The sequence below is a fragment of the Thermomonospora catenispora genome, from assembly GCF_006363815.1.
In the GTDB taxonomy this organism is placed as follows: domain Bacteria; phylum Actinomycetota; class Actinomycetes; order Streptosporangiales; family Streptosporangiaceae; genus Thermomonospora; species Thermomonospora catenispora.
Genome location: NZ_RRYT01000004.1, coordinates 40,772 through 64,369, shown reverse-complemented (window position 1 = coordinate 64,369; position 23,598 = coordinate 40,772). Strand labels below are relative to the sequence as shown.

At 74.4% G+C, this 23,598-nt stretch carries 23 protein-coding genes and 1 riboswitch; of the genes, 15 read left to right on the top strand and 8 right to left on the bottom strand.

Annotated elements, in window-relative coordinates; genetic code table 11:
- Positions 1 to 42: 42 nt before the first annotated feature.
- From EIO00_RS04890 to EIO00_RS04860, 7 genes are all read left to right on the top strand, one after another.
- Positions 43 to 519 carry an NADH-quinone oxidoreductase subunit B family protein gene (locus EIO00_RS04890; protein ID WP_140175720.1) on the top strand — a complete coding sequence of 159 codons (477 nt, stop codon included), beginning with the start codon at positions 43 to 45 and terminating at the stop codon, positions 517 to 519.
- Positions 516 to 2,504, top strand: coding sequence for a proton-conducting transporter transmembrane domain-containing protein (locus EIO00_RS04885; protein ID WP_140175719.1), 1,989 nt, complete (start codon positions 516 to 518; stop codon positions 2,502 to 2,504). Before EIO00_RS04890 ends, EIO00_RS04885 begins: the two co-directional genes overlap by 4 nt.
- 49 nt (positions 2,505 to 2,553) lie before the next feature.
- On the top strand, positions 2,554 to 3,477 hold the full coding sequence (locus EIO00_RS04880; protein WP_140175718.1) for a respiratory chain complex I subunit 1 family protein: 924 nt from the start codon (positions 2,554 to 2,556) through the stop codon (positions 3,475 to 3,477).
- On the top strand, positions 3,474 to 4,130 hold the full coding sequence (locus EIO00_RS04875) for a hypothetical protein (protein WP_140175717.1): 657 nt from the start codon (positions 3,474 to 3,476) through the stop codon (positions 4,128 to 4,130). Before EIO00_RS04880 ends, EIO00_RS04875 begins: the two co-directional genes overlap by 4 nt.
- Positions 4,130 to 5,866 carry a proton-conducting transporter transmembrane domain-containing protein gene (locus EIO00_RS04870; RefSeq protein WP_140175716.1) on the top strand — a complete coding sequence of 579 codons (1,737 nt, stop codon included), beginning with the start codon at positions 4,130 to 4,132 and terminating at the stop codon, positions 5,864 to 5,866. The genes EIO00_RS04875 and EIO00_RS04870 overlap by 1 nt, the downstream gene beginning before the upstream one ends.
- Positions 5,863 to 7,323: a hydrogenase large subunit gene (locus EIO00_RS04865; protein ID WP_140175715.1), complete on the top strand. Its 1,461-nt coding sequence runs from the start codon at positions 5,863 to 5,865 to the stop codon at positions 7,321 to 7,323. The genes EIO00_RS04870 and EIO00_RS04865 overlap by 4 nt, the downstream gene beginning before the upstream one ends.
- Positions 7,324 to 7,692: 369 nt before the next feature.
- Complete coding sequence (locus EIO00_RS04860) at positions 7,693 to 8,976, top strand: ABC transporter substrate-binding protein (RefSeq protein ID WP_140175714.1); 1,284 nt, start codon at positions 7,693 to 7,695, stop codon at positions 8,974 to 8,976.
- A 160-nt stretch (positions 8,977 to 9,136) separates the two neighbouring features.
- On the opposite strand, the gene EIO00_RS04855 is transcribed toward EIO00_RS04860, so the two are convergent.
- The 3 genes from EIO00_RS04855 to EIO00_RS04850 all read right to left on the bottom strand — a co-directional run bounded on the left by EIO00_RS04855 (position 9,137) and on the right by EIO00_RS04850 (position 12,507).
- Complete coding sequence (locus EIO00_RS04855; RefSeq protein WP_140175713.1) at positions 9,137 to 10,819, bottom strand: serine/threonine-protein kinase; 1,683 nt, start codon at positions 10,817 to 10,819, stop codon at positions 9,137 to 9,139.
- A 194-nt stretch (positions 10,820 to 11,013) separates the two neighbouring features.
- Complete coding sequence (locus EIO00_RS24095) at positions 11,014 to 11,160, bottom strand: hypothetical protein (protein ID WP_161602648.1); 147 nt, start codon at positions 11,158 to 11,160, stop codon at positions 11,014 to 11,016.
- Between the two features lie 573 nt (positions 11,161 to 11,733).
- Entirely contained in the window at positions 11,734 to 12,507 is a 774-nt protein-coding gene (locus EIO00_RS04850) for an ABC transporter permease (RefSeq protein WP_140175712.1), read from the bottom strand.
- A 112-nt stretch (positions 12,508 to 12,619) separates the two neighbouring features.
- On the opposite strand from EIO00_RS04850, the gene EIO00_RS04845 reads away from it, so the two are divergent.
- Together EIO00_RS04845 and EIO00_RS04840 are read left to right on the top strand one after the other, a co-directional pair.
- Positions 12,620 to 13,444: a polysaccharide deacetylase family protein gene (locus EIO00_RS04845; RefSeq protein ID WP_140175711.1), complete on the top strand. Its 825-nt coding sequence runs from the start codon at positions 12,620 to 12,622 to the stop codon at positions 13,442 to 13,444.
- Between the two features lie 44 nt (positions 13,445 to 13,488).
- Positions 13,489 to 13,821, top strand: coding sequence for a YnfA family protein (locus EIO00_RS04840; RefSeq protein ID WP_140175710.1), 333 nt, complete (start codon positions 13,489 to 13,491; stop codon positions 13,819 to 13,821).
- Here the strand turns inward: EIO00_RS04840 and EIO00_RS04835 are convergent.
- The gene (locus tag EIO00_RS04835) at positions 13,799 to 14,110 is read right to left on the bottom strand and encodes a transcriptional regulator (protein WP_140175709.1); all 312 of its coding nucleotides are present in this window, start codon (positions 14,108 to 14,110) and stop codon (positions 13,799 to 13,801) included. The two genes, EIO00_RS04840 and EIO00_RS04835, sit on opposite strands and share 23 nt — an antisense overlap.
- Before the next feature lie 53 nt (positions 14,111 to 14,163).
- Entirely contained in the window at positions 14,164 to 15,081 is a 918-nt protein-coding gene (locus EIO00_RS04830; protein ID WP_140175708.1) for an NADP-dependent oxidoreductase, read from the bottom strand.
- A gap of 121 nt (positions 15,082 to 15,202) precedes the next feature.
- On the opposite strand from EIO00_RS04830, the gene EIO00_RS04825 reads away from it, so the two are divergent.
- Entirely contained in the window at positions 15,203 to 15,646 is a 444-nt protein-coding gene (locus EIO00_RS04825) for a winged helix-turn-helix transcriptional regulator (RefSeq protein ID WP_140175707.1), read from the top strand.
- Between the two features lie 144 nt (positions 15,647 to 15,790).
- On the opposite strand, the gene EIO00_RS24735 is transcribed toward EIO00_RS04825, so the two are convergent.
- Complete coding sequence (locus EIO00_RS24735) at positions 15,791 to 17,485, bottom strand: serine/threonine-protein kinase (RefSeq protein WP_206664034.1); 1,695 nt, start codon at positions 17,483 to 17,485, stop codon at positions 15,791 to 15,793.
- A 209-nt stretch (positions 17,486 to 17,694) separates the two neighbouring features.
- A riboswitch (cobalamin riboswitch) is annotated at positions 17,695 to 17,875 on the top strand.
- Between the two features lie 34 nt (positions 17,876 to 17,909).
- On the opposite strand from EIO00_RS24735, the gene EIO00_RS04815 reads away from it, so the two are divergent.
- The 5 genes from EIO00_RS04815 to EIO00_RS04795 all read left to right on the top strand — a co-directional run bounded on the left by EIO00_RS04815 (position 17,910) and on the right by EIO00_RS04795 (position 21,227).
- Positions 17,910 to 18,587 carry an energy-coupling factor ABC transporter permease gene (locus tag EIO00_RS04815; protein WP_140175706.1) on the top strand — a complete coding sequence of 226 codons (678 nt, stop codon included), beginning with the start codon at positions 17,910 to 17,912 and terminating at the stop codon, positions 18,585 to 18,587.
- 94 nt (positions 18,588 to 18,681) lie between these two features.
- A complete protein-coding gene (locus tag EIO00_RS04810; RefSeq protein ID WP_241661116.1) occupies positions 18,682 to 18,984 on the top strand; it encodes an energy-coupling factor ABC transporter substrate-binding protein in 303 nt (100 codons plus the stop codon).
- The gene (gene cbiQ, locus EIO00_RS04805) at positions 18,985 to 19,725 is read left to right on the top strand and encodes a cobalt ECF transporter T component CbiQ (protein ID WP_140175704.1); all 741 of its coding nucleotides are present in this window, start codon (positions 18,985 to 18,987) and stop codon (positions 19,723 to 19,725) included.
- Positions 19,726 to 19,747: 22 nt separating this feature from the next.
- Complete coding sequence (locus EIO00_RS04800; RefSeq protein ID WP_140175703.1) at positions 19,748 to 20,596, top strand: energy-coupling factor ABC transporter ATP-binding protein; 849 nt, start codon at positions 19,748 to 19,750, stop codon at positions 20,594 to 20,596.
- 175 nt (positions 20,597 to 20,771) lie between these two features.
- Positions 20,772 to 21,227, top strand: a complete 456-nt coding sequence (locus tag EIO00_RS04795) for a DoxX family protein (RefSeq protein ID WP_140175702.1) — start codon at positions 20,772 to 20,774, stop codon at positions 21,225 to 21,227.
- 41 nt (positions 21,228 to 21,268) lie between these two features.
- Here the strand turns inward: EIO00_RS04795 and EIO00_RS04790 are convergent, their stop codons facing one another.
- On the bottom strand, positions 21,269 to 22,837 hold the full coding sequence (locus EIO00_RS04790; protein WP_241661115.1) for a YibE/F family protein: 1,569 nt from the start codon (positions 22,835 to 22,837) through the stop codon (positions 21,269 to 21,271).
- A gap of 57 nt (positions 22,838 to 22,894) precedes the next feature.
- Positions 22,895 to 23,479 (bottom strand): TMEM165/GDT1 family protein, encoded by a 585-nt coding sequence (locus EIO00_RS04785; RefSeq protein WP_140175701.1) that lies wholly within the window; start codon positions 23,477 to 23,479, stop codon positions 22,895 to 22,897.
- Positions 23,480 to 23,598 lie beyond the last annotated feature (119 nt).

The following is a 23,598-nucleotide window of genomic DNA, read 5'->3' as shown; positions in this document are numbered from 1 at the left end:
CCCGCGACGTCCCACCCGGGGAACGGGCGCGGAGGAGGAGCGGTGAACCTCTGGAAGAAGATCCGCAAGACCGGGCGGGTCGCCGAGCCGGCGCCCCCGCGACCCGAGGGCGAGCCGCCCGAGCCGCGGCTGGCCGGATCGGTGCAGATCCGGCACGTGGACGCCGGGTCCTGCAACGGGTGCGAGCTGGAGATCGCCTCGGTGTTCGGGCCCGTCCACGACGCCGAGCGCTACGGGGCGCGTCTGGTGGCCTCCCCCCGGCACGCCGACGCGCTGCTGGTGACCGGGCCGGTGACGCGGAACATGGAGAGTGCGCTGCGCCGCACCTACGAGGCCGTCCCCGAGCCCAAAGTGGTGATCGCGCTGGGCGACTGCGCCCGCAACTGCGGGGTGTTCGCCGATGCCTACGGCGTGGCCGGCGCGGTCGGCGACGTGGTCCCGGTGGACGTGGAGGTGCCCGGCTGCCCGCCCCGGCCCGAGGACATCACCAAGGCGTTGCGGGGTCTGACCGGACGATGAACCTGCTGTTCCCCGGCGCGCTGGCGTTGTGCGCGCTCGCATCGCTGCTCGCCGCGCTCCCGCCGGCCCGGATGCGGTCGGCCCTGGCCGGGACGGTGCTGGCCGGGGCGGGCGCGACGGCGCTGGCCGCCGGAGTCGCCGCCATGACCGGCCGCACCTGGAGCGCCTGGCTGCCGGACCTGCTGCCGCTGGCGGGCGTGCGGCTGGAACTGGACGCCCTGGGCGGGCTGTTCACCGCGGTGACCGGCGGGGTCACCGCGGCCGCCGCGATCTACTCGATCGGTTACGCCCGGCACGCCCCCCGCACCGCGCAGATCCTCGTCCCGCTGTTCGCGGCGGCGCTGCTGCTGGTGCCCGCGGCGGCGAGCGTGAGCACGTTCCTGCTGCTGTGGGAGCTGATGGCGATCGCCTCGCTGCTGCTGGTGCTGGCCGACCATCGGGCCCGCCCGGCGGTGCGGTCGGCGGGCGTGTGGTACGCGGTGCTGACCCACCTGGGGCTGGTGGCGATCCTGGGCGGGCTGGCGGCGTTCGCGGCCGCGGCCGGCGGGGAGAGCTTCGCCGAGCTGCGGCGGGCCGACGTGAACGAGGCGACGGCCATCGGCGTCTTCCTGGCCACCTTCGCCGGGTTCGCCTCCAAGGCCGGGATCGTCCCGCTGCACGTGTGGCTGCCGCGGGCCCACCCCGAGGCCCCCAGCCATGTGTCGGCGCTGATGAGCGCCGCCATGGTCAACATGGGGATCTACGGCATCGTCCGGGTCGGGCTGGACCTGCTGGGCGGCGGGCCGCGCTGGTGGTGGCTGGTGGTGCTGGCGGCCGGGGCGCTCTCGGCGCTGCACGGCATCCTGCAGGCGGCCGTGGCCAGTGACCTCAAGCGGCTGCTGGGCCACTCCACCACCGAGAACATGGGGCTGGTGCTGATCGGCGTGGGCGCCGCCGGGTTCTTCGAGGCCTCCGGCGAGCGCGCCCTGGCCGCCCTGGCGCTGGCCGCCGCGCTGCTGCACGTGATCAATCACTCGGCGTTCAAGACGCTGCTGTTCCTGGCGGCCGGGTCGGTGCTGCACGGCACCGGCACCCGCGACCTGGACGCCCTGGGCGGGCTGCGCGAACGGATGCCGGTGACCACGGCCGTCTTCGCCCTCGGCGCGCTGTGCGCCTCGGCCCTGCCGCCGGGCAACGCCTTCGTCAGCGAATGGCTGATGCTGCAGAGCCTGATCCGCTCCCTGCCGGACGGCGGGGTCTCGGCGGCGGTGGTGATGCCGCTGGCGGTGGCGGCCGTCGCGCTGACCGCGGGGCTGTCGGCGGCCACCTTCGTCAAGGCGCTGGGGACCGGGTTCCTGGCCCGTCCGCGCAGCGCCGAGGCCGAGAGGGCGCACGAGGCGCCGCCGTCGATGCTGGCCGGGATGGCGCTGGCGGGCGCGGCCTGCGCGGCGCTGGCGCTCGGGCCGACGCTGGTGCTGCCCGGCGTCGCCGACGTGACCGGCCAGGTGCTGCCCGGCCGCGGCCCGGCGACGGACGGGGCGTACCTGCGCGCCGCCGCCAGCTCCCTGTCGCCGGTGCTGATCGCCGCCGCGCTGGCGGTGACGGCGGCGGCGCTGCTGGCCGTGCTGCGGGCCTTGGCGATGCGGCGGGCCCGGCGCGCGGCCCGCCTGTGGGACTGCGGGGCCGGCCCGATGACGGCGCGGATGGAGTACACCGCCACCTCCTTCGCCGAGCCGCTGCAGCGGGTCTTCGACGACGTGCTCGCCCCGGAGAGCGACGTGGAGGTGACACACGTGAAGGAGTCGGCGTACCTGGTGGACCGGGTGCGCTTCCAGGCCGCCGTGCCCGACCGCATCGAGCACCGGCTGTACGCCCCCGCCATCGCCCTGGCCGACCGGCTCGGCCGCGCCTCCCGCGGCCTGGCGAACGGCAGCGTGCACCGCTATGTGGGCTACGGCTTCGCCGCGTTCGCCGTCACCTTGATCGTGTTGGCGGTGACCGGGTGAGCGCCCGGCGCTGCGCGCACCGCCCCGGCGGTGAGGGAGGGGTGAGGCGGTGATCGGGGCCGCCGCGCAAGTCGTGCTCATCGGGGTCGGCTCCCCGTTCCTGGTGGGGCTGATGCGGCAGGTGCGGGCCCGCCTGGAGGGACGCGCCGGGGCCGGGATCGCCCAGCCGATGCGGGACCTGCGCAAGCTGCTGCGCAAGGAGCCGATCGCCCCGCACGGGACCGGATGGCCGTTCCGGGCGGCGCCGCTGGTGCTGGCCGCCACCGCGCTGGTGGTGGCGGCGGTGGGGCCGTTCGCCACCACCGACTCCCCGCTGGACCCGGCCGCCGACCTGTTCGCGGTCACCGCGCTGCTGGCCCTCGGCACGGTGGCGCTGGCGCTGGGCGGGCTGGACACCGGCACCGCGTTCGGCGGCATGGGCGCCAGCCGCGAGATGACGGTGATGGCGCTGGTGGAGCCGACCATCCTGCTGGCGGCGTTCGCCCTGTCGATCCGGGTGGGCTCCACCAACCTGGGGCAGATCGCCGCCTCGGTGGCCGAGGATCCGCTGTCGGTGATCTCGCCGGTGAGCCTGCTGGCCGCGGTGGCGCTGATCATCGTGACGATGGCCGAGACCGGGCGGATCCCGGTGGACAACCCCTCCACGCACCTTGAGCTGACGATGATCCACGAGGCGATGGTGCTGGAGTACGCCGGGCCCGACCTGGCCCTCATCGAGTGGGCCTCGGCGATGCGGCTGACCGTCCTGCTGGGGCTGTTCGCCGGATTGTTCACCCCGTGGGGGATCACGCTGGCGCTGCCGCTGGCGCTGGCGGTGTTCGCGGTCAAGGTCGCCGTGCTCGGCGCGCTGCTGGCCGCCGCCGAGGTGTTCATGGCCAAGCTGCGGCTGTTCCGGGTGCCCGAGCTGCTGGCCGGATCGTTCCTGCTGGCGCTGCTGGCCGTGGCGGCGTCCTTCTTCCTGGAGCGGGCATGAGCGACGTCCACGTGCAGCTGCTCGACCTGGCCTGCGGGGCGTTCCTGCTGACCGGCGTGCTGATCCTGTGGCGCAGCGAGCTGGCGAAGATCGTCACGCTGTTCGCCCTGCAGGGGGTGGCGCTGGCCGCGCTGATCGCGGTGCTCGGCGCGCACGAGGGCTCGGCCGAACTGCTGGCGGTGGCGGCGGGCATCGGGGCGCTGCGCGCCGGGGTGCTGCCGTCCCTGCTGCGGCGGGCGCTGGCGGCCTCCGGGGAGCGGCGGGAGACCAAGCCGATCGTGAACGTGGCCGCCTCGCTGGTGGCGGCGGCGGTGCTGGCGCTGCTGGCCTATGCGGTGTGCCAGCCGGTGATCCGCCTGGCTCCCACTCCGGCCACCCAGGCGGCGCCGGCGGCCATGACCGTGATCTTCCTGGGCTTCTTCGTGCTGGCCACCCGGCGGCGGGCGCTGTCGCAGGTGGTGGGGTTCCTGTTGATCGACAACGGGATCACCGCGATGGCCTTCCTGACCGCCGGCGGGCTGTCGCCGGTGGTGGAGATCGGCGTCTCGCTGGACGTGCTGCTGGCCGTGCTGGTGCTGCAGGTGCTCACCACGCGGATGCGCGCCGCGTTCGGCGGCACCGACCTCGATGAGCTGCGGGAGCTGCGGGACTGATGCTGCTGGTCGTTCTTCCGATCCTGCTGCCGTGCCTGGCGGCGGCGCTCTATGCGCTGGCCGGCTGGCGCGGGCCGGTGCGGTGGCTGGGCGCGCTGTCGTCGGCCGGGGTGCTGGCCTGCGGGATCGCGCTGTCGCTGCAACAGGCCCCGCCGAGCGCGCCGGGGCTGCGGGCGGACGCGCTGAGCTCGTTCATGCTCATCGTCATCGGCGCGGTCGCCACGCTCGCCATGCTCGCCGGTCCGTCCTACCTGGCCGCCGAGGCCGATGCACGGGCGGCGCGGCGGTACGGGGTGCTGACGCAGGGGTTCATCGCGGCCATGGCGCTGGCGGTGCTGGCGGCGAACCTGGGCGTGCTGTGGGCGGCGGTCGAGGCCACCACGATCGTGACCGCGTTCCTGGTCGGACACCGGCGCACCCGGGCCGCCGTCGAGGCCGCCTGGAAGTACGTGGTGGTCTGCTCGGCCGGGATCGCGCTGGCCCTGCTCGGGGCGGTACTGCTGCACTTCGCCGCCGCCCGGGCGGGGGTGGAGTCGCTGGAGCTGGACGTGCTGGCCGCCCGCGCCGCCGAGCTCGACCCGGGGGTGGCCCGGATCGCCGTCGCGCTGCTGCTGCTGGGCTTCGGCACCAAGGCGGGGCTGGCGCCCATGCACGCCTGGCTGCCGGACGCCCACAGCCAGGCCCCCGCCCCGGTGTCGGCGCTGATGTCGGGCGTGCTGCTGTCGGTGGCCTTCTACGCGATGCTGCGAGTCAAGGTGATCGCCGACCCGGCGCTGGGCCCGGCCTTCACCCGGAACCTGCTGCTGGTCCTGGCACTGCTGTCGCTGCTGGTGGCGGCATTGCTGCTGATCGCCCAGCGGGACTACAAGCGGATGCTGGCCTACTCCAGCATCGAGCACATGGGCCTGCTGGCCCTGGGCGCGGCGGCCGGCGGTCGGTTGGCGCTGACCGCCGTGCTGCTGCACGTCCTCGGCCACGGCCTGGGCAAGTCGGTGCTGTTCATCGGGTCCGGCGCCGTCCTGCGCGCCACCGGCAGCAGCCGGGTCGCCGCGGTGCGCGGCCTGCTGGCCCGCTCTCCGCTGCTGGGCGGCGCGTTCGGCCTGGCCCTGCTGGCCCTGCTGGGCCTGCCCCCGTTCAGCCTGTTCGCCTCCGAGCTGGGCATCGTCCGCGCCGGTTTCCAGGAGGGCATCGGATGGGCGGTCGTCGTCGCCCTGGCGCTGATGCTCATCATCGTCGCCGCCGTGAGCCGCATCGGCGGCCACATGATCCTCGGCTCCCCGCCCTCCGCCCAGCCGCCGGACGCCGAGACCGCGGCCGGTACCGCAGAGCCGGCGCTCGCCGCCGTGGCCGCCGGAGCCGCACAGCCCGTCGAAGCCGCCGGAGGATCAGGCGACGGCCGAGCCGCCGAGGCGAGCGGAGCATCGAAGGCCGCCCCGGCGGAGCCGGCGCTCGCCGCCGTGGCCGCCACCGCCGCGCGCTCCGTCGCAACCGGCACGGGAGCGGGCGAGGGTCAGGCCGCCGAAGCGGCGCTCGCGCAGGCGCCCGACGACGGGCCCGGCGAAGCGGCGGAGGTCGGCGCGTCCGCGGAGGCGGGTGGCGGTGCGGAGCCGGCGGGCGTGCCGGCCGGGGTCGCCGTCGCGATGGTCGCCGGGCTGGCGGCCTGCGGGCTGCTCGGCGTCACCGCCGGCCCTCTGCAGTCGATCCTTGACAACGCCGCGCAGGTGGTCGCCCCGTGAAGATCATCGATGTGACCTCTGAGTCGCTGGCCGCCCACGTCGCCGAGCTGCTGGGGAGCGGGCACCGGCTGGCGCTGGTGGCCGCGGTCCCCGCCCCGTCCGGCTTCGATGTGGTGTACCTGTTCAGCCACGGCGCCGACCTGGTGGAACTGCACCTGCCGGTGCCCGGGGACGATCCCCGCCTGCCGTCGATCGCCTCGCTGTCGTTCCCGGCCGGGCGGTTCGAACGGGAGATGCGCGACCTGTACGGGATCGTCCCGGAGAACCATCCGCTGCCCCGCCGGCTGGTGCGGCACCACCACTGGCCGCGCGGCTGGTACCCGATGCGGGACGACGCCGGGCCGCCGCCCGCCTTCGGCGACCCGGAGGGGCCCTTCCCGTTCGTCACCGTGGAGGGGCCGGGGGTCTATGAGATCCCGGTCGGGCCGGTGCACGCCGGGTTGATCGAGCCCGGTCACTTCCGGTTCTCGGTGGTCGGGGAGAGCATCCTCAAGCTCAAGGCCCGGCTGTGGTTCGTCCACAAGGGGATCGAGAAGCTGTTCGAGGGGCGTCCTCCCGAGGCCGGGCTGGAGCTGGCCGAGCGGATCAGCGGTGACACCTCCGTGGGGCATGCGCTGGCCTACTGCCAGGCGGTGGAGTCGGCGTTGAAGGTGGCCGTGCCGCCGCAGGCCGTGCGGATCCGGGCGCTGCTGCTGGAGCTGGAACGGATCTACAACCACGTCACCGACCTGGGCGCACTGTGCAACGACGTGGCGCACGGCATCCTCAACGCCCACGCCGGGCGCGTCCGCGAGTCGCTGCTGCGCATCAACGACCGGGTCACCGGCCATCGCCTGCTGCGCGGCGGGGTCGTCGTGGGCGGCGCTCGGCTGCGCGCCCTGCCGGATGTGGACGCCCTGCGCGCCATCGGGGAGGACGTGGCCGAGATCGTCGCGCTGGCCCTGGGGCACAGCGTGGTGCTGGACCGCTTCGCCGGCACCGCCGTGCTGTCCGCCCAGGCCGCCCGCGACCTGGGCACCCTCGGCTATGTGGCGCGCGCCAGCGGGCTGGACGTGGACGCCCGGCGCGACACCCTCGAGGGTTTTGCGCCCGTCGTCCGCACCGGCGGGGACGTGCTGGCCCGCTTCCAGGTCCGCGCCGAGGAGATCGCCGCCTCCATCGAGATCATCGCCGGTCTGGTCGGCGACCTGGACGCGGGCGACCTCGACCACGTGACCCCGTCGCCGTCCGGCGCCTTCGGCCCGGCGGCGGGGGTGGGCATCGCCGAGGGATGGCGCGGCACCATCGTCCACCGCGTGCAGCTGGACGCCGAGGGCGCCTTGGCCCGGGTCAAGGTGGTCGACCCGTCCTTCTTCAACTGGCCGGCCCTGCCCGTGGCCCTCAGCGGCGCGATCGTCCCGGACTTCCCCCTGGTCAACAAGAGCTTCAACCTCTCGTATGCCGGCAACGACCTGTGAGGTCCCGGCGGCCGGCGCGCTCGGGACGCTCGCCGAGGGGGCGACGGCGATCGGCGGGCCGAGGCGTCGAGCACCGGCGGCAGGGGACCGCGCCTCAGGTGGGACCCCCGGGGGACGTCCGCCGCCCGGCCGGCCCTCGGCGGTGCGGAGCGGCTCCAGGCCGCCGGTCTTCATCGGGTCGGGCGTCGCGGCGCCGATGCGGGGCGAACCGCGGACAAAAAGGATTTATGTCGCACATGATCATAAAGTGCGGCATAGACGTTGTGATCCGTTGCACACCGGGCCACACTTTCGGTTCGCCGGTGCCGCGTTCCGTGCCCGGTGCTCGCTCGGGGTTGAACGTCGGTCGGACGGGCGGATGGAGGGTCGGTGAAGCGACGCGGGTACGGAATCGTCAGTGCACTGGCGGCGCTGCTCCTGGGGGCGACGGCCTGCGGGGGCGGCGCGGGCTCGGACGCGATCCGCCACGGCCCCGGCGTGACGAGCAAGCCGTGCCCGAAGGCGGTGAACCCCGACAACGGCTGCATCTACCTGGGGATCATCTCCGACCTGAGCAAAGGCCCGTTCCGCGACCTGGGCAAGCCGGTCACGCACGCGCAGAAGGCGTTCTGGGACCGGGTCAACCGGCAGGGCGGCATCGGCGGCTACGACATCGACGTCACCACCTACACCCGCGACTCCGCCTACGACCCGGCCGCCCACAAGGCCATGTACGAGCGGATGAAGGGCAAGGTGCTGGCGCTGGCCCACACCCTGGGCTCGTCCACCACCGCGGCCATCCTGCCGGACCTGCGCAAGAACAAGATCGTGGCCGTCCCGATCTCCTGGACCTCGGCCTGGGAGTTCGAGGACGTGATCCTGGAGTCGGGGGCCAGCTACTGCGCGGAGGCGATGAACTCCGTCGACTACGCGGTCGAGGAGTACTCCGCCAAGAGCGTCATGGTCGTGCACTTCCCGGGGGACTACGGCGACGACGTCGCCGCAGGCGCGAAGATCGCGGCGGCCCGGCACAAGATCGGCTTCACCCACCGGAGGACCGGGCAGGGCCGGCAGGCGCAGAAACCGGTGATCGACGCCATCGTCAAGCAGTCCCCGGATCTGGTCGTGCTGGCGGTCGGCCCGCAGGAGACCTCCGCCATCGTCGGGGAGACGGTCCGGCGCGGCTACCCGGGCCGGTTCATCGGCTCCCTCCCCACCTGGCAGCGGGACATGCTGAACGGCCCGACCGGCCCGGCGCTGCGGCAGCGCTACCTGCAGTCCTCCCCCTGGAAGCCGTTCGCCGTCGACTCCCCCGGCCACGCCGCGATGCGGCAGGCGGTCGGCCGGGTCGCCCCCAGCGACGCGATGACCGCGGGCTGGGTGCTGTCCTACCCGCTCAAGGCGGTGCTGCAGAAGGCCGCCGAGAACGGCGATCTGACCCGGGAGGGCGTGTTCAGGGCGCTCAAGCAGACCACCAGGATCGACTACGAGGGCATCCTGCCCGCCGAGGCCGGCAACTTCTCCGGCGACCCCAACACCAACGCCTTCCGACAGACGGTGCTGGGCCGTCCGGACCCCGACGCCTACACCGGCATCACGGTCGTCAAGGAGTTCTCCGCGGGCCCCACCGCCTCCTCGCACGTCTTCACCGCGCCCTGCTACACGTCGCTGTGATCCCGCGGTGATCCGGCGGCGGCCCGGCATCCGCGGCGCAGGCCGCCGGACCGCCGCGGGGGCGGGCGAAGAGACGGCCGGGGAACGCGCGTGAACGCCCGGCCGGCGCGCGGCGGCCGGTTCCCTCGACCGGCCCCGGAGGCCGGGACGGACGCCGCCCTCAGGAGCGTTCGGAGGGCTGCTGCGCGTTCTGCTCCTCCCCCTCGCGGCCGCCGTCCCCGAGGAGGAACCCGAGCACGCGGCCGAGGTGGTCGGGGACGCTCTGCAGCGGCGTGGCGGTGGCGACCAGCAGGCCCAGCACGCCGACCGCCAGCAGCAGGGGGATCGCCCCCCACGCGGTCAGGGCCGACTCCAGCGGGGCGCCGACGAGCCATCCCAGGACGCCGCCCGCGCCGCGCACCTGACCCATGTCGGTGAACGGGTCGGGGCTGTTGGCGGCGGCGTGGACGACGCCGAGCAGCCCGATCCCGATGATGGCGGAGCCGGCCAGGATGCGGACGGTCCCGGTGCGGCGCTCAGGGTGCCGGAAGACCCGTACGGCCAAGAGCGCGACCGCGATGGGCAGCAGATAGGCGCACAGCCCGAACGCGCCGCGCAGCAGCTCCGCCACCGCCGTGGTGAACTCGGTCTCCGTCTGCGCCCACAGCAGACCGCCCAGCGTGACCGCGGCGATGACCAGGGTCAGGCCGACGCCGTCGCGGCGCTGCGCGGGGTCGACGTCCCGGGCGGCGCCGCCGGGCGCCCGCACCAGCCAGCCCAGGGCCGACGCGACGGCGTTCCACGCCCGGGTCACGGTGCGGGCCGGACGGCCCTGCAGGCGGGCGACGGCCTCGTTGATCGCCTGCACCGCCGGCGGAGGCGCCTCGGCCCCCGGGCCGGCCGGGGGACCGGGCGGCGGGCCCGGCTGCGGACCGAACGGCGGACCCGGCGGAGGGCCGGGCGGAGGACCGGGCGGCGGGCCCGGCGGGGGGCCGGGCGGCGCGGCGAACGGGCGCGTGGGGGCGGGCGAACCCGGCGCCGTCGCGGCGGCCGGCGCGCTCAGCCGGTCCACCACCTCGGCCATGGTGGGCCGGTCGGCGGGGTCCTTGGCCAGCATCCGCATGACCAGCGCCTCGATCTCGGGGGGAACGTCCGGCCGGAGCTCGGTGATCCGCGGCGGGAGCTCGCTCAGATGCTGGTTCATGTACGCCGCCAGCGACGGCCCGGTGAACGGCGGACGTCCGGCCAGCAGCGCATAGAAGGTGCAGCCCAGCGAGTACAGGTCCGAGCGCTCGTCCCCCCGCTCGCCCCGCCACTGCTCGGGGGCGGTGTAGGGGGGCGTGCCCACGACGCTGCCCATCGGGGTCAGGTCGGAGGCGGCGTCGGCGAACCGGGCGATGCCGAAGTCGCAGATCTTGACGCCGCCCTCGGTGAGCTCCATCAGGTTGGCGGGCTTGATGTCGCGGTGCACCACGCCCTTGCGGTGCGCGTACGACAACGCCTCGGCGACCTGCCTGACCATCGCCACCGCGCGCGGCACCGGCAGCCCGTTGGGGTGCGCCTCCAGGACCGCCCCGAAGTCGCGGCCCTCCAGCAGCTCCATCACGAAGAACGGGTGCCCCTCGTGGTCGCCCATCGCGTGCACCACGGTGATCCCCGGATGCTGCAGGGAGGCCGCCGCCTGCGCCTCACGCCGCAGCCGCGCGATCACGTCCTGGTTGGTGCCCAGGTTGGACAGCACGATCTTGACCGCGACCTGCCGGCCGAGCGCCAGGTCATCGGCGGCCCACACCTCGCCCATGCCGCCCTGGCCCAGCCGACGCACCAACCGGTATTTGCCGTCCAGTACCGCTCCAGGCTCCACAGCCCCGCCTTTCCCCGGGTCCTCGGACCATACCGGCGCCCTGCACCATTTTGACCCCGTGTGGGGATGGAGAGTTCCCTATCAGGGATCGGAGGTGCAGGCCACCCTGCGGGAGCCGGGTCGAGACGCTTCGCCGATCCGCCGCCGATCCGTCGCGCGGCCCGTGCGCCGCACGGCGGCCGCCCATCGACGGTTCAGGGGCGTTTGCCGCGCCCGCTCATCAGACCGCGCAGTCCGGCGCGGGTGCGCGGGTCACGGGCCAGCCGTTCGGCGCGGGCGCGGACCCGGCGGCCCTGCGGGGTGTGCAGCAGCCGCCTGATCTTCGTGACGATCGACGCCATGGTGTCCTCTCCCGGGAATTCGGCGAATGCGCTCCCCGGCCTCTACCCGTTCGTTCGAGGGACATGACCGGCGCATCCGGTGCGGCGGGCGAACGGCGCCGTGCGGCGTGCGGAAAGCGCACCGCACGGCAGGGAAAGCCGGCGGGGAAAGTCGGCGGGAAAGACCGCCTCGCGATCACCGCGCCCATGCTCCGGCGGAGGGGGACGGGGCGGCGTCTTCCCGTCCCGAAACGTTCGCCCGGCACAGCGCCGCACCGTCGCACGGCATGACCGAGACGTGATCGACGCACGGTCGACGAGTGCGGCACGGCGGAGAAATATCCGGGCGGAGCATCGGGAGAATGCGTCAACAACCGACCACCCGACGCTGACAGAAGTTGTGAACAACCGTAGAGGGCGTGTCACTTCACGCGTCTCATACCGCGAGTTATCGTCAAACCCCTTGCCGGCCCGCGACCGACTCGCCCCCGGACACCGGGACGGCAAGGGGCTCCCGACGGCGGGCGGCCGGAGCAGGCGTTCTCCCGTTCCTCACCCCACGCGCCGGCGACACTCGCACCTCCGACCGCCCGCTCATGGACCCCTCCGATCCTGCGCGCCCTCGGACGCGCGCAGCCGGCCGACGGCGACCAGCTCGAGGATCACCAGCATGCAGACCGCCTCCGCCGCCAGCAGCCCGAGCAGCACCAGCAGCTGGGTCGCGCCCGCCGCCGACGGACTCGCCCCGCCCAGCAGCACCCCCACGAACGCCCCCGGCAGCGTCACCAGCCCCACCGTGCGGGTTTGATCCAGCACCGGAACGAGCGCCAGCGCCGCGGCCGGGCGGCACACCTCCAAGGCCGCGTCCCGGGACGACAGCCCCAGCGCCAGCGCCGCCTCGTACTCGCCGTGCCGGGTGCGCAGCTCCTCCAGGGTGCGCCGGCCGGTCAACGCGGTCACCGTCATCGCCCCGCCGATCAGGATCCCGGCGATCGGCAGCACCGCCACCGGCCGGGCCGGCACCGCCCCCGACAGCACCGTCAACGCCAGCACCGGCCCCACCCCGGCGGCGATGGCCAGCCCGCACCAGCCGGCCGCCCGCGCCGAACGCCGCCCGACGATCCGGCCGGCGGCGGTGACCGCGGCGATCGCCAGCATCAACGCCACGAACGCGGCCGTGGCGCCCGCGCTCCGCAGCACCGCGGCGATCAACAACGACACCGCCGCCAGCTGCCCGGCGGCGCGTCCGGCCGCCGCCACCACCTCCCGGGCCCTGCCGACCCCGCCGAGGCGGACCAGCAGAGCGGCCGCAGCGGTCAACGCCAGCAGCACGACCGCCAGCGGCGCCCCCACCGCAGGCGTCGCCATCACCCTCCCTCACCCGACCGTCGGGACATCGGTGACTGTTGCCTGACGCCGCCGCCCGTTCTGTGTGAAACACCCCGGTGTCACGGTAAAACGCCCTATACCTTTGTTGACCATGGACATGAAGGAGCCGACGCGGCGCCGGTTGTTGTGGACGTTGGGGGCGATCGGTTTCGCCGTGGCGACCTCGTCCGACAGCGTGCGCGGCACCAGCGGGACGGGCGGACGCGAATCCGCCGCCCGGCCGACGCCCACTCCGGCTCCCTCGAGGCCGCGCCCGACGCCCACCCCGATCCTGCCCGGTCATCCGGCCTGGAAGCCGACCCCGGTGCAGCGTCGCACCGCGGCGGTGAACAACCTCAAGGACCTCGACCCGCAACGGGCGACGGGGGCGATCTCGCTGACCATCGACGACGGCCCCCACCCCAAGTACACGCCGCAGATCCTCGACCTGCTGGCCGAGCACCAGATCACGGCGACCTTCTTCGTGGTGGGCGAGATGGTCAAGGAGTACCCGCTGCTCACCCGGCGGATCGTGGAGGCGGGTCACCAGATCTGCAACCACACCATGCACCACCCCTCGCCGTTCGACCGGATCGGCTCCCGGCGGATCCGCCGCGAGATCGTCGAGGCGCACGAGCGGATCGCCCAGGCCACCGGGGTCGTCCCCAAATTCTTCCGGGCGCCGGGAGGAGCCTGGTCCAAGCAGGTGTTCGAGACGACCGCCGAGTTCGGGATGATCCCGATCGGCTGGGAGGTCGACCCGCAGGACTGGCGGCGCCCGGGGGTCGGCCGGATCAAGCGCGCCCTGCTGGAGTCCCAGGAGGGCGCGATCATGCTCTGCCACGACGGCGGCGGGAACCGCTCCCAGACCGTCGCCGCCCTCCGCCAGGTCCTGCCCCGGCTCAAGCGGCGCGGCCTGACCTTCGTCCCGCTGTGATCGCGGCGGGCGGGGCCGACCGCAGGGGCGGCTAGGGTGCGGCCATGACCGTGCTGCGTTCACTGGTGCTGTTCGGATTGGCCGCACTGGCCGAGATCGGCGGGGCGTGGCTGGTCTGGCAGGGATGGCGGGAGCACCGCGGCCTGCCGTGGATCGCGGCCGGGGTGCTGGCGCTGGGGGCGTACGGGTTCGTGGCGACCTTCCAGCCCGACCCGCACTTCGGGCGGATCCTGGCGGCGTACGGGGGCGTGTTCGTGGCCGGGTCGCTGGCGTGGGGCATGGCCGTGGACGGGTTCCGGCCGGATCGGTGGGATCTGGTGGGCGCGGCGATCTGCCTGCTCGGCGTGGCCGTGATCATGTACGCGCCGCGCGGCTGACCCGGCCGGGAGGCGGGACGGACGGAGCAGGAGGAGACGGTCCTCGGCGGCGGCCGATCCGGCCGTCGCGTTCGGGTTCTGCCGGACCGGCGGTGCGCAGCGGCCGCAGGGCGCGGGAGACGCCGGTGTCGGGCACGCCCGAGGCGGTGGCCGGGTCGGTCACGCCGATCGGGCCGGCGGAGTCGACGACCGGCAGGAGGGCGGGCCGGCCGGCCCGCACGGTGGTGCGCATCACGGCCGGACCCGCCACCGCCCCGCCCGGCGTTCCCGCCGCCTCGGGAACGCGCATCCGGCGCTCGGAACGATCACCTGTCGAACGCGCCCCGGCGGCGGTCCTCGCCGTCAGGGCCGGAGCACATAGCGGCCGCGCACTCCGCCCTTGGCCATGGCCCGGTGGGCGTCGGCGGCCCGCTCCAGCGGCATGACCGCATGCACTCGGGCCGGAAGCCCGCCGGAGGCGGTGCGGGCGAGCAGGTCGCTCAACCGCCGGCCGTCGGGCCGGACCTCCACGACGGCCACGGAGATCCCCCGTTCGGCGGCCGGTGCGGCGTTCGGCCGCACGCCGACGAACCTCCCGCCGTCGCGGACCAGGCCGAGGGCCTGCTCCTGCAGCACCGCGGCGTCGACGACCGCGTCCCAGCCCGGCTCGGCCCCCGTGGTGAAGTCGGCGCCGAGGCCGCGGACGAACTCCTCGTCCGCGGCACGGGCCAGGCCGGTCACCCGCCAGCCGCGGTCCTGCGCCAGCGAGACGACGTAGCCCCCGACCGCACCGGCCGCTCCGGTCACCAGCAACCGGTCGCCGCCGGCGGGCGCGTCGCCGAGCAGATCGACGATCTGGGCGGCGGTCAGCCCGTTGAGCGGCACCGTCGACGCCGCGATCAGATCCAGCCCGTCGGGAACGACCGCCAGGTCGGCGGCCGGCACGAGGAGCTGCTCGGCGTAGGTGCCGAAGTCGCGGTCGAAGCCGGGCACCAGACCGGCGACCCGGGTGCCGACGGGCAGGTCGACGCCGTGGCCGCGCGCCACGACGGTGCCGGCGAAGTCCCAGCCCAGGCCGGTGCGCTCCGGCTGATCGATCACCCCCAGGGCGTGGAAGAAACCGTCGGCGACCGCGAGATCGACGGGATTGACGGAGGCGGCGGCGATCTCGATGCGGACCTCGCCCGGTCCGGGCTCGGCGAGGGGGACGTCGATGATCTCGATCGAGTCGGGCCCGCCCGGGGTGCGGACGACGGCGGCGCGGAAGGTGGAGGTGCTCATCTGTCGGCTCTCCAGGGTTGTGTCCTGCAACTGTCCCGCACCACACTGGATGAGCTGCTCTCTCATAGGAAGTAGGCACCTCAAAGTGCGTAAGGTGCCCTGAGGTAAGAAGAAGCGGTCGATGGCGACGAAGACGGCGGCCCAGCGGCGGGCACAGGCCAAGGCGGACTACGACGCGTTCCTGGCCGCATGCCCCAGCCGGCAGCTGCTCGAGCGGATCTCCAACAAGTGGGTCGCGCTGATCCTGGCCGCGCTCGGCGGCGGCGGCCCGCACCCTTCCGGGGTCGACTGCCCCGACGAACCGCGGCCGATGCGGTATTCCGAACTGTCCCGCACTCTGGCCGGTGTCAGCCAGAAGATGCTCACCCAGACGCTGCGCTCTCTCGAACGCGACGGCCTGGTCACCCGCACCGTGACGGCGACCGTGCCGGTCACCGTCACCTATGAGCTGACCGACCTGGGCCTTTCTCTCTACCGGGTGGTGCGCGGCATCAAGGAGTGGGCCGAGGAGCACATGGGCGAGGTGCTCGCCAACCGCGAACGCTACGACGCCCGCGCCTCCTGACCGTCGGGCCGCGGACGGCGGCGAGGACCGCCGGGGCGTCCCCTCGCCCGCGGTCCTCACCGGGCCGCGCGATCACCCGTCGATCACCCGTCGATCACCCGTCGGACACCCGTCGGACGCGTCGAACACCTGCCGGGCGCGCGCTCAGAACGGCTTGCGGACGGTGCCCGCCCGGCCCCAGTCCCGGTAGTCGATGACGTAGTTGGCGCGGATGCCGTCGCCCGACTCGTCCCTCAGCACCATGTTCACCTCCAGCCGTTGCGGCAGATGGTCCGTGGAGGTGGTCAGCAGGAAACTGAGCTCGGCCTCCTCGGTGTAGTCCCGGTAGAAGGCGCCGACGACCGGGGCCTTCTGCATGGCGCCCACCGAGAGCCTGCCGCCGTAGGTGATGGAGGCGCTGTCCCGGCTGATGTCCAGCCGCCCGGCGCGCCGGACCAGCTCGACCGGGTGCCGGGGGCTCACCAGCCATCGCATGCTCCGCCCCAGGTACATGTGCGCGTTGGTGACCTCGGTCTCCTGGCCCACTCGGAACACCGTGGCGACGGTGCCGTCGCCGAAGTATCCGGAGTCCCCGATCAGCACGACCCTGGTCTTCTCCCCCTGGCTCTCCACGTCGGCGACGTTCATGTCGCAGTCGGTGTTCAGCTCGGCGTCGACCTGGCACCTGCCGTCGGCGTCCGTCCCGCCCACCCCCTGATCGAAGTCGCCCTTGACGGTGAAGGCGACGGTCTTGCGGGCGGCGGCGGCCTGCTGGAGCGCCGCGGCGACCTGGGCGGGGGCGGTGGGCTGCGGGGCGGCCGTGGGGGCCGCGGTGCCGGTGCCGGCCCGGCCCCGGTTGCCGGAGTCGACGACGATCACGATCGCGGTGATGATCGCCGCCACCGCGACGGCCACCGCCGCGACGGGCACGACCGTGCCGCGCAGGCGCCCGTGCGCACGGACCGGGCGGTCGGTGGCGCGCAGCGCCGTCCAGCGGGCGGTGCGGTCGTCGGCCGGCGCGGAGGCCGCCAGCTCCCTGCCCTGGGCGAGGGCCTGGTCGGCGGCGATGGGGGTGTCGCGCTCCAGCAGCCGCATCAGCACCTGGCCGCTGGTGGGACGGCGGGCCGGGTCGCGGTGCAGGCAGTCCCGCACCAGCCGGTACAGCGGGCCGTCCAGGCGCCCCAGGTCGGACTCGCCCCGGCTGAGGCGGGCCATCACGGCCGGCACCGAGTCCTGGCCGTGCGGCGGCCGGCCGTTGGCGGCGTAGGCGATGGTGGCGCCCCAGGCGAACACGTCGGCAGCCGGCCCGACGTCCCGTCCGGAGAACTGCTCGGGCGCCATGTAGGCGGGGGTGCCGACGATCGATCCGGTGGCGGTGGCGGTCAGATCCAGGGAACGGGCGATCCCGAAGTCGATGACGCGGGGGCCGTCCGGGCCCAGCAGCACGTTGCCGGGTTTGAAGTCCCGGTGCACCACGCCCGCCTGGTGGATGGCCGCCAGCGCGGTGGCGGTGCCGACCGCCAGCCGGTACAGCTCCGGCCCGGACCGGGGGCCTTCCCGCTGCACCAGGTCCCGCAGCGAGGGGCCGTCGACGTACTCGGTGACGACGAACGGGACGCCGTCGTCCTCCCCCACGTCCAGGATGCGGGCGGTGCAGAAGGGCGCCACCCGCCGGGCGGTGGCGACCTCCTTGCGGAAGCGTTCGCGGGCCCTGGCGTCGGCGTGGCGGTGCAGCACCTTGACCGCCACCCGGGTTCCGTCCGGCGCCTCGGCCAGGTGGACCACGCCCTGTCCGCCCTCACCCAGCCGTTCGATCAGCCGGTACCGGCCGATCCTCTGGGGACCGTGCTCGGTGGTCATCTTCCTCCTCGGCGCCCGACGCCGCATGAGAGTGAACGACGGTCATGATCACCCTATGGGGGAGATGCCACGACGTGCCGATTAGTTCATGAAATGAGCGACAGGGCGTTCTCGTCGGGCGGACGATCGATGCGGGCGAGGGCCGGAGGGCATCTGTCCGCCGTGCCAGAGATCCGTATCCCCATATCTGTACATCTGTGCAGGTATGGCTAAGCTGGTCGGGCCGTGGTGTTCGGGAATCCGGTGCAAGACCGGAGCGGCCCTCGCCACTGTGATCGGGATTTCCCGTCGCTCGCTCCGCACGGAGGCCACTGGGCGATCACGCCTGGGAAGGTGGAGCGGCGGGGCGAACCCGTCAGCCAGGAGACCGGCCACGGCGCTCGACCACCGTCCACGAGGTGCTGGAAAGGTCTGGTGTCCGCCCGTGCACATCGCCGAGGGCCATCTCCCCCTCTCCCATGCCGTCGCCTGGTCCGTGGCCGCGGCCCCGTTCCTCGTCCACGGCGCGGTGACGCTCAACCGCCGGCTCAAGGACTCCCCCGAGGATCGGCTGCTGCTGGGCGCGTCCGGGGCGTTCTGCTTCGTGCTGTCCGCGCTGAAGATCCCGTCGGTCACCGGAAGCAGCTCGCATCCCACCGGCACCGGGCTCGGCGCGGTCCTGTTCCGCCCGCCGGCGATGGCGGTGCTGGGCACCGTCACGTTGCTGTTCCAGGCACTGCTGCTGGCGCACGGCGGGCTGACCACGCTGGGCGCCAACGTGTTCTCCATGGCGATCGCCGGCCCGTGGGCGGGTTTCGCGGCCTACCTGTCGATGCGGCGGTTCGGCCTGCTGCCGGCGGTGTTCGCCGGGGCGTTCGTCGCCGACCTGACCACCTACTGCGTCACCTCGGTCCAGCTCGCGCTGGCCTTTCCCGACGCCGAGTCCGGCGTGGCGGGGGCGCTGGCCAAGTTCGGCGGGATCTTCGCGGTCACCCAGATCCCGCTGGCGGTCAGCGAAGGTCTGCTGACCGTCCTCCTCGTCCGGCTCCTGCGCACCTCCGCCGCCGCCGACCTGATCCGACTGGGCGTGCTGCGCCCCGCCCGCACGGAGGCGGCGGCGTGACCGGGCGTGTGAGGAGCGCGCCGCGGGGATCGGCCGCCGTGATCGGACCGGACGCATCGCGCGATCGCGAGGAGGCGACGGAATGAAGGGCCGTATGGTCACTGCGCTGCTCATGCTGGCGGTGGCGGCGCTCGCGGTGACGCCGCTGGCGATCGGCGCGGGAGACGGCGGGGAAGAGCCGTTCGCCGGGGCCGACGGGCGGGCGGAGGCGGCGATCGCCGAGAACGATCCCGGCTATGAGCCCTGGTTCGGCCCGCTGTACGAGCCCCCGTCGGGGGAGGTCGAGTCGGGGCTGTTCGCGCTGCAGGCGGCGCTGGGCGCGGGAGTGCTCGGCTACTGCCTGGGGGTGGTCCGCACCCGGCGCGGGCGGGCGGCCGCCCCCCGGGGCGACGGCTGAGTGCTCGCCATCGACGCCGCCGCCTACCGCAGCCCGTGGCGGCGGCACCACCCCGCCGCCAAGGCGCTGCTGGCCGGCGGGCTGCTGGGGTGCGCGCTGACGCTGCCGCCCTGGCCGGGCGCCGTGGTGACGGCGCTGGTCACCGCGGCGGTGGCGGTGTGCTGGGCGCGGATCCCGGTGCGCACGCTGGTGCGGGCCGCCCGGACGCCGCTGGGGTTCGCGCTGACCGGATCGCCAGCGTTCCTGATCACGGTGGGCGCGGACGGGATCGCCTGGGCCGACGACGGGCCGCGCCGGGCCGGGGAGGTGCTGGCCCGGTGCACGGCCGCGGTGCTGTGCCAGCTGCTGTTCGCCGGGACGACCCCGCTGGCCGACACGCTGCCGCGGCTGGTGCGGATCGGGGTGCCTCCGGCGCTGGTGGAGGTGGCGGCGCTGATCTACCGGATGCTGTTCGTGGTGCTGGACACCGCCCGGCGGATCCGCGACGCCCAGGCCGGACGGTTGGGCACCCGGTCGCTCCGGGCGACCTGGCGCTCCCTGGGCGGCCTGGGCTCGGCGGTGTTCGTGCGCTCGTTCGACCGCGCCCGCCGGCTGGAGGCCGGCCTGGCCGGACGCGGCCACGCCGGCGCGCTGACGGTCCTGGTCGAGCCGATCCCGCTGCGCACGCCGTTCCTGCTGGCCGCGCCGATGCCGGCCGCGCTGGCGGCCGGTCTCGCGCTGGCCGTGGAGCGTCTGCCGTGACGCGCCCCGCCCGGAGGAGCCCGTGACCGCGCCGATCCTCAGCGCCCGGGAGGTCTCGTTCGCCTACGAGGGCGAACGGCCGGTCTTCACCGGGCTGTCGCTGGACGTGCCGGCGGAGCGGACGCTGGCGCTGCTGGGGCCGAACGGCGCGGGCAAGACGACGCTGCTGCGGCTGCTGACCGGAGGGCTGCGCCCCGCCCGCGGACGGATCCTGTGGCGGGGGTCGCCGGTGTCCTACACCCGGCGCGGGCTCACCGAGCTGCGGACCCGCGTCCAGCTGGTGCTGCAGGACCCCGACGACCAGCTGTTCTCGGCGAGCGTCCGGCAGGACGTGTCGTTCGGTCCGCTGAACCTGGGGCTGCCGGTCGAGCAGGTGCGGGCGCGGGTCGCCCAGGCGCTGGCGGCCATGCAGATCACCGAGCTGGCCGACCGGCCCGCCCATCTGCTGTCGTTCGGCCAGCGCAAACGCGTGGCGATCGCGGGGGCGCTGGCGCTGCGCCCGGCGGTGCTGGTGCTGGACGAGCCGACCGCGGGGCTGGATCCGGCCGGGGTGGAGGCGCTGCTGACGACGCTGGAGGAGCTGCGGGCGGCGGGCACCACGATCGTGGCGTCCACCCACGACGTGGACCTGGCGCACCGCTGGGCCGATGAGGTCGCGGTCCTCGCCGACGGCCGCCTGCACGCCGGGAGGGCCGCCGACCTGCTCGCCGACGAGGCCCTGCTGCGCTCGGCCCGGCTCCGCCCGGCCTGGGGACCGGCGGTCGGGCGGGTGCTGCGCCGCCACGGCGTCCTGCCGCCCGGGGCCCCCGATCCGCGCACCCCCGCCGACCTGCCCTCGTCCCCGGTGCGTGAGCAGGGACGATCCGGGTAGGGACCGTCCTTGCCGTCAGGCCGGCCCGGACCGTCGGCGATCGACCACGGCGCCCGCCCGACCGTGTCCGTCGCCGTTGCGCCCCGGCCTCCTCCGCCGCCCGGAGGGGACCCCGGCCGTCGCCGGCCGGCCCTCCCCGCTTCACGGCCGCTCGCCTCGCCGGAGAGGACTCTCGATGAACTTCGCCGATCGCTTCCCCGTGCTGCGCGACTTCGGACTCCTGCTGGGCCGACTGGCCCTCGGGACGATCCTCCTCGCCCACGGGCTGCAGAAACTCACCGACATCGGACTCGACAGCGTGACCCGGGGGTTCGCGGACATGGGCATCCCGTTCCCCTCCCTGGCCGCCCACTACTCCACCTGGGTGGAGATCCTGGGCGGTCTCGCCCTGATCCTCGGGCTGTTGGTCCCGGTCTTCGGGGTGCTGATCGTCCTCGACATGGCGGGGGCGTACTGGTTCGTGCACCGCGACAACGGGGTCTTCGTCAACGAAGGGGGCTTCGAGCTGGTCCTCCTCATCGGGGCGACCGCCCTGCTGCTGGCCGCCACCGGCAGCGGGCGGTTCGGCCTGGACGCGCTGCTGTGGCGGCGGAGCGGGTCCGCCCGCCGCCGGGAGCGGTCCACCGCATAGGCGCGCCGCACGGACGATCCGCGGGCTCGCCCGTACTCGGCTCACTCGCGCCGGTCGGTGTACGGCCAGCCGGGCGGCGGCAGCTCCGCGTCCTCGACCGGCGGACGGGGACGGGGCGGGAAGGGTGCGTACCTCTCGTTCCTCTCATGCCTCTCGTGCCGCCCGTCGTCCCGCCGGTCGTACCGGCCCGGCCTCTCATAGGGCACGTCGTAGGGCCCCTCGTGTCGCCCGTCGTGCTCTTCGCCGTGCCGTCGGGCGTGCCGTCCTCTGGGCGGCTCCTCAGGCGGCCCGTCGTGCGGCCGATCGCGCCGGTCCCCCTGCGGTCCGCCGGCCGTCCGGTCGTGCGGCCCGGTGGACGTCTCCTCGTGCGGCCCCTCGTGTTCTTCGTGGGAGGCGGGGACGCTGCGGGAGCTGATCACGGCCGCCAGGGCGGTGGTGACGGGGACGGCGGCGATCAGGCCCAGGGTGCCGGCCACGCTGCGGACGATCTCCTCGGCGAGCACCTGACCGGTCAGCACCTGCCCCAGCGGCTGCTCACCGACGCTGATCAGGATCAGCAGCGGGAGCGAGGAGCCCGCGTACGCCAGGATGATCGTGTTGATCACCGAGGCGATGTGCGCCCGGCCGACCCGGGCGGCCGCCCGGTACAGCCGCCCGAACCCGTAGGCGGGGTTGGCGCGCGCCAGCTCTCCGACCGTGGCGGCCTGGGTGATGGTGATGTCGTCCAGGACGCCCAGCGACCCGATGATGATCCCGGCCAGCAGCAGGCCCTGCAGGTTGAGGTCGTAGCTGAGGCCCAGGTTCAGGGAGCTCTCGTCGGCCAGGCCGGACAGATGCGTCAACCCGATCGCCGCCGACGCCAGCACCCCGGTGAGCGCCAGGCTGGCCAGCGTCCCGACCACCGCGATCGACGTCGCCATCGTCACGCCGTGGGTCAGGTACAGCACCGCCAGCATGATCGCCGCGGAGCCGACGATGGCGACCAGCAGCGGCGGCCGCCCCTCCAGGATCGCCGGGATCAGGAATTTCACCAGCAGCACGAACGTGATCGTCAGCCCCACCAGGGCGGTCACCCCGCGCCAGCGGCCGAACGCGATCACCGCCAGCGCGAACGCCGCCCCGACCAGCCACATCCCGTTCGTCCGGTCGTGGTCGGTGAGCTGGTACTGCCCGCCGCCGCCGTCGGCTCCGGAGGGCATGTGCAGCAGCACCACCTTGTCGCCGACGGAGTACTCCAGCGAGCCGGGGCCGGTGGGCAGCGCGACCTTCACCGTGCCGCCCTCCTGGGGGCCGGAGGTCAGCCGCACGGTGGCGTCCCCGCAGCGGCGGCCGGGCGCGGGGGTCGGGGTCAGCCAGTCGCCCTCGAACTCCCCGGCCTGCGCGCAGTCCTTGTAGGCGATCGCGGTGACCGTGCCGGTGACCCGGGTCATCTTCACCGGCTCCGGGGCCTGTTCGGCGGAGGCGGGGGCGTTCCCGTCCGGCCACATCCAGATCAACGCGGCCAGCGTCGCCACCGCCAGCGGAACGATGACCGCCAGCATGGCCCGCACCGCGCCCGGCGGGGCCGGCGCCGTCCGGTGGTGATGGGAGTGGGAGTGGTCAGCGCCCACGAGCACCTCCTCGGTCCACTGGGGGGAGTCCGGGGCCCGGCGCCCCGGAGCGGCCGGTCATCCCAGCACCGCCTCGGCCAGCGTCCAGACGGCCAGGACGAGCATGACGAGGCCGCCGATCCGTCGCACGACCCGGAGCGGAACCCGGTCGGCGAGGAACCGGCCGGCCCGCAGCGCGAGCGCCGAGACGGTCATCAGCGCCAGCAGCGCGCCCGCCGCCACCGGCAGCGGCTCCCGGGTGGCCGCCAGATTCGCGGTGGCGATCTGTGTCAGGTCGCCCCACTCGCCGACGAACACCACGGTGAACGCCGTGGCGTAGGTCGCCCATGCGCCCAGCACGGGCGCGCGGACGGCCACATCGTCGTCGTCCTCCTCGCCGCCGCGCAGCAGCGCATAGCCGCCGAACGCGAACAGCGCCGCGGCCACCGTCCCGACCAGCGGGCGGGGCAGCAGCGACAGCGCGCTGCCGGCGGCGACGGCGATGCCCACATGGATCGCGAACGCGCTGGTCGTGCCGAGCCACACCCACAGCGGGCGCATCCGGGTGCCCATGGCCAGGGAGGCGAACATGCTCTTGTCCGGCAGCTCGGCCAGGAAGATGACGGCGAACGTCGTGCAGAACGTGACCAGGGTGGCGGTCATTCGCAGCGGCGGCCTTTCCCCTCGGGACCGGACCGCTCCGGCCTGCGAACGCGCCGGGGGCGGGCGCGGGGAGACCGACTCGGCCCGGTCGGACGTGCGCGCCCTCATCGAGGGCGCCT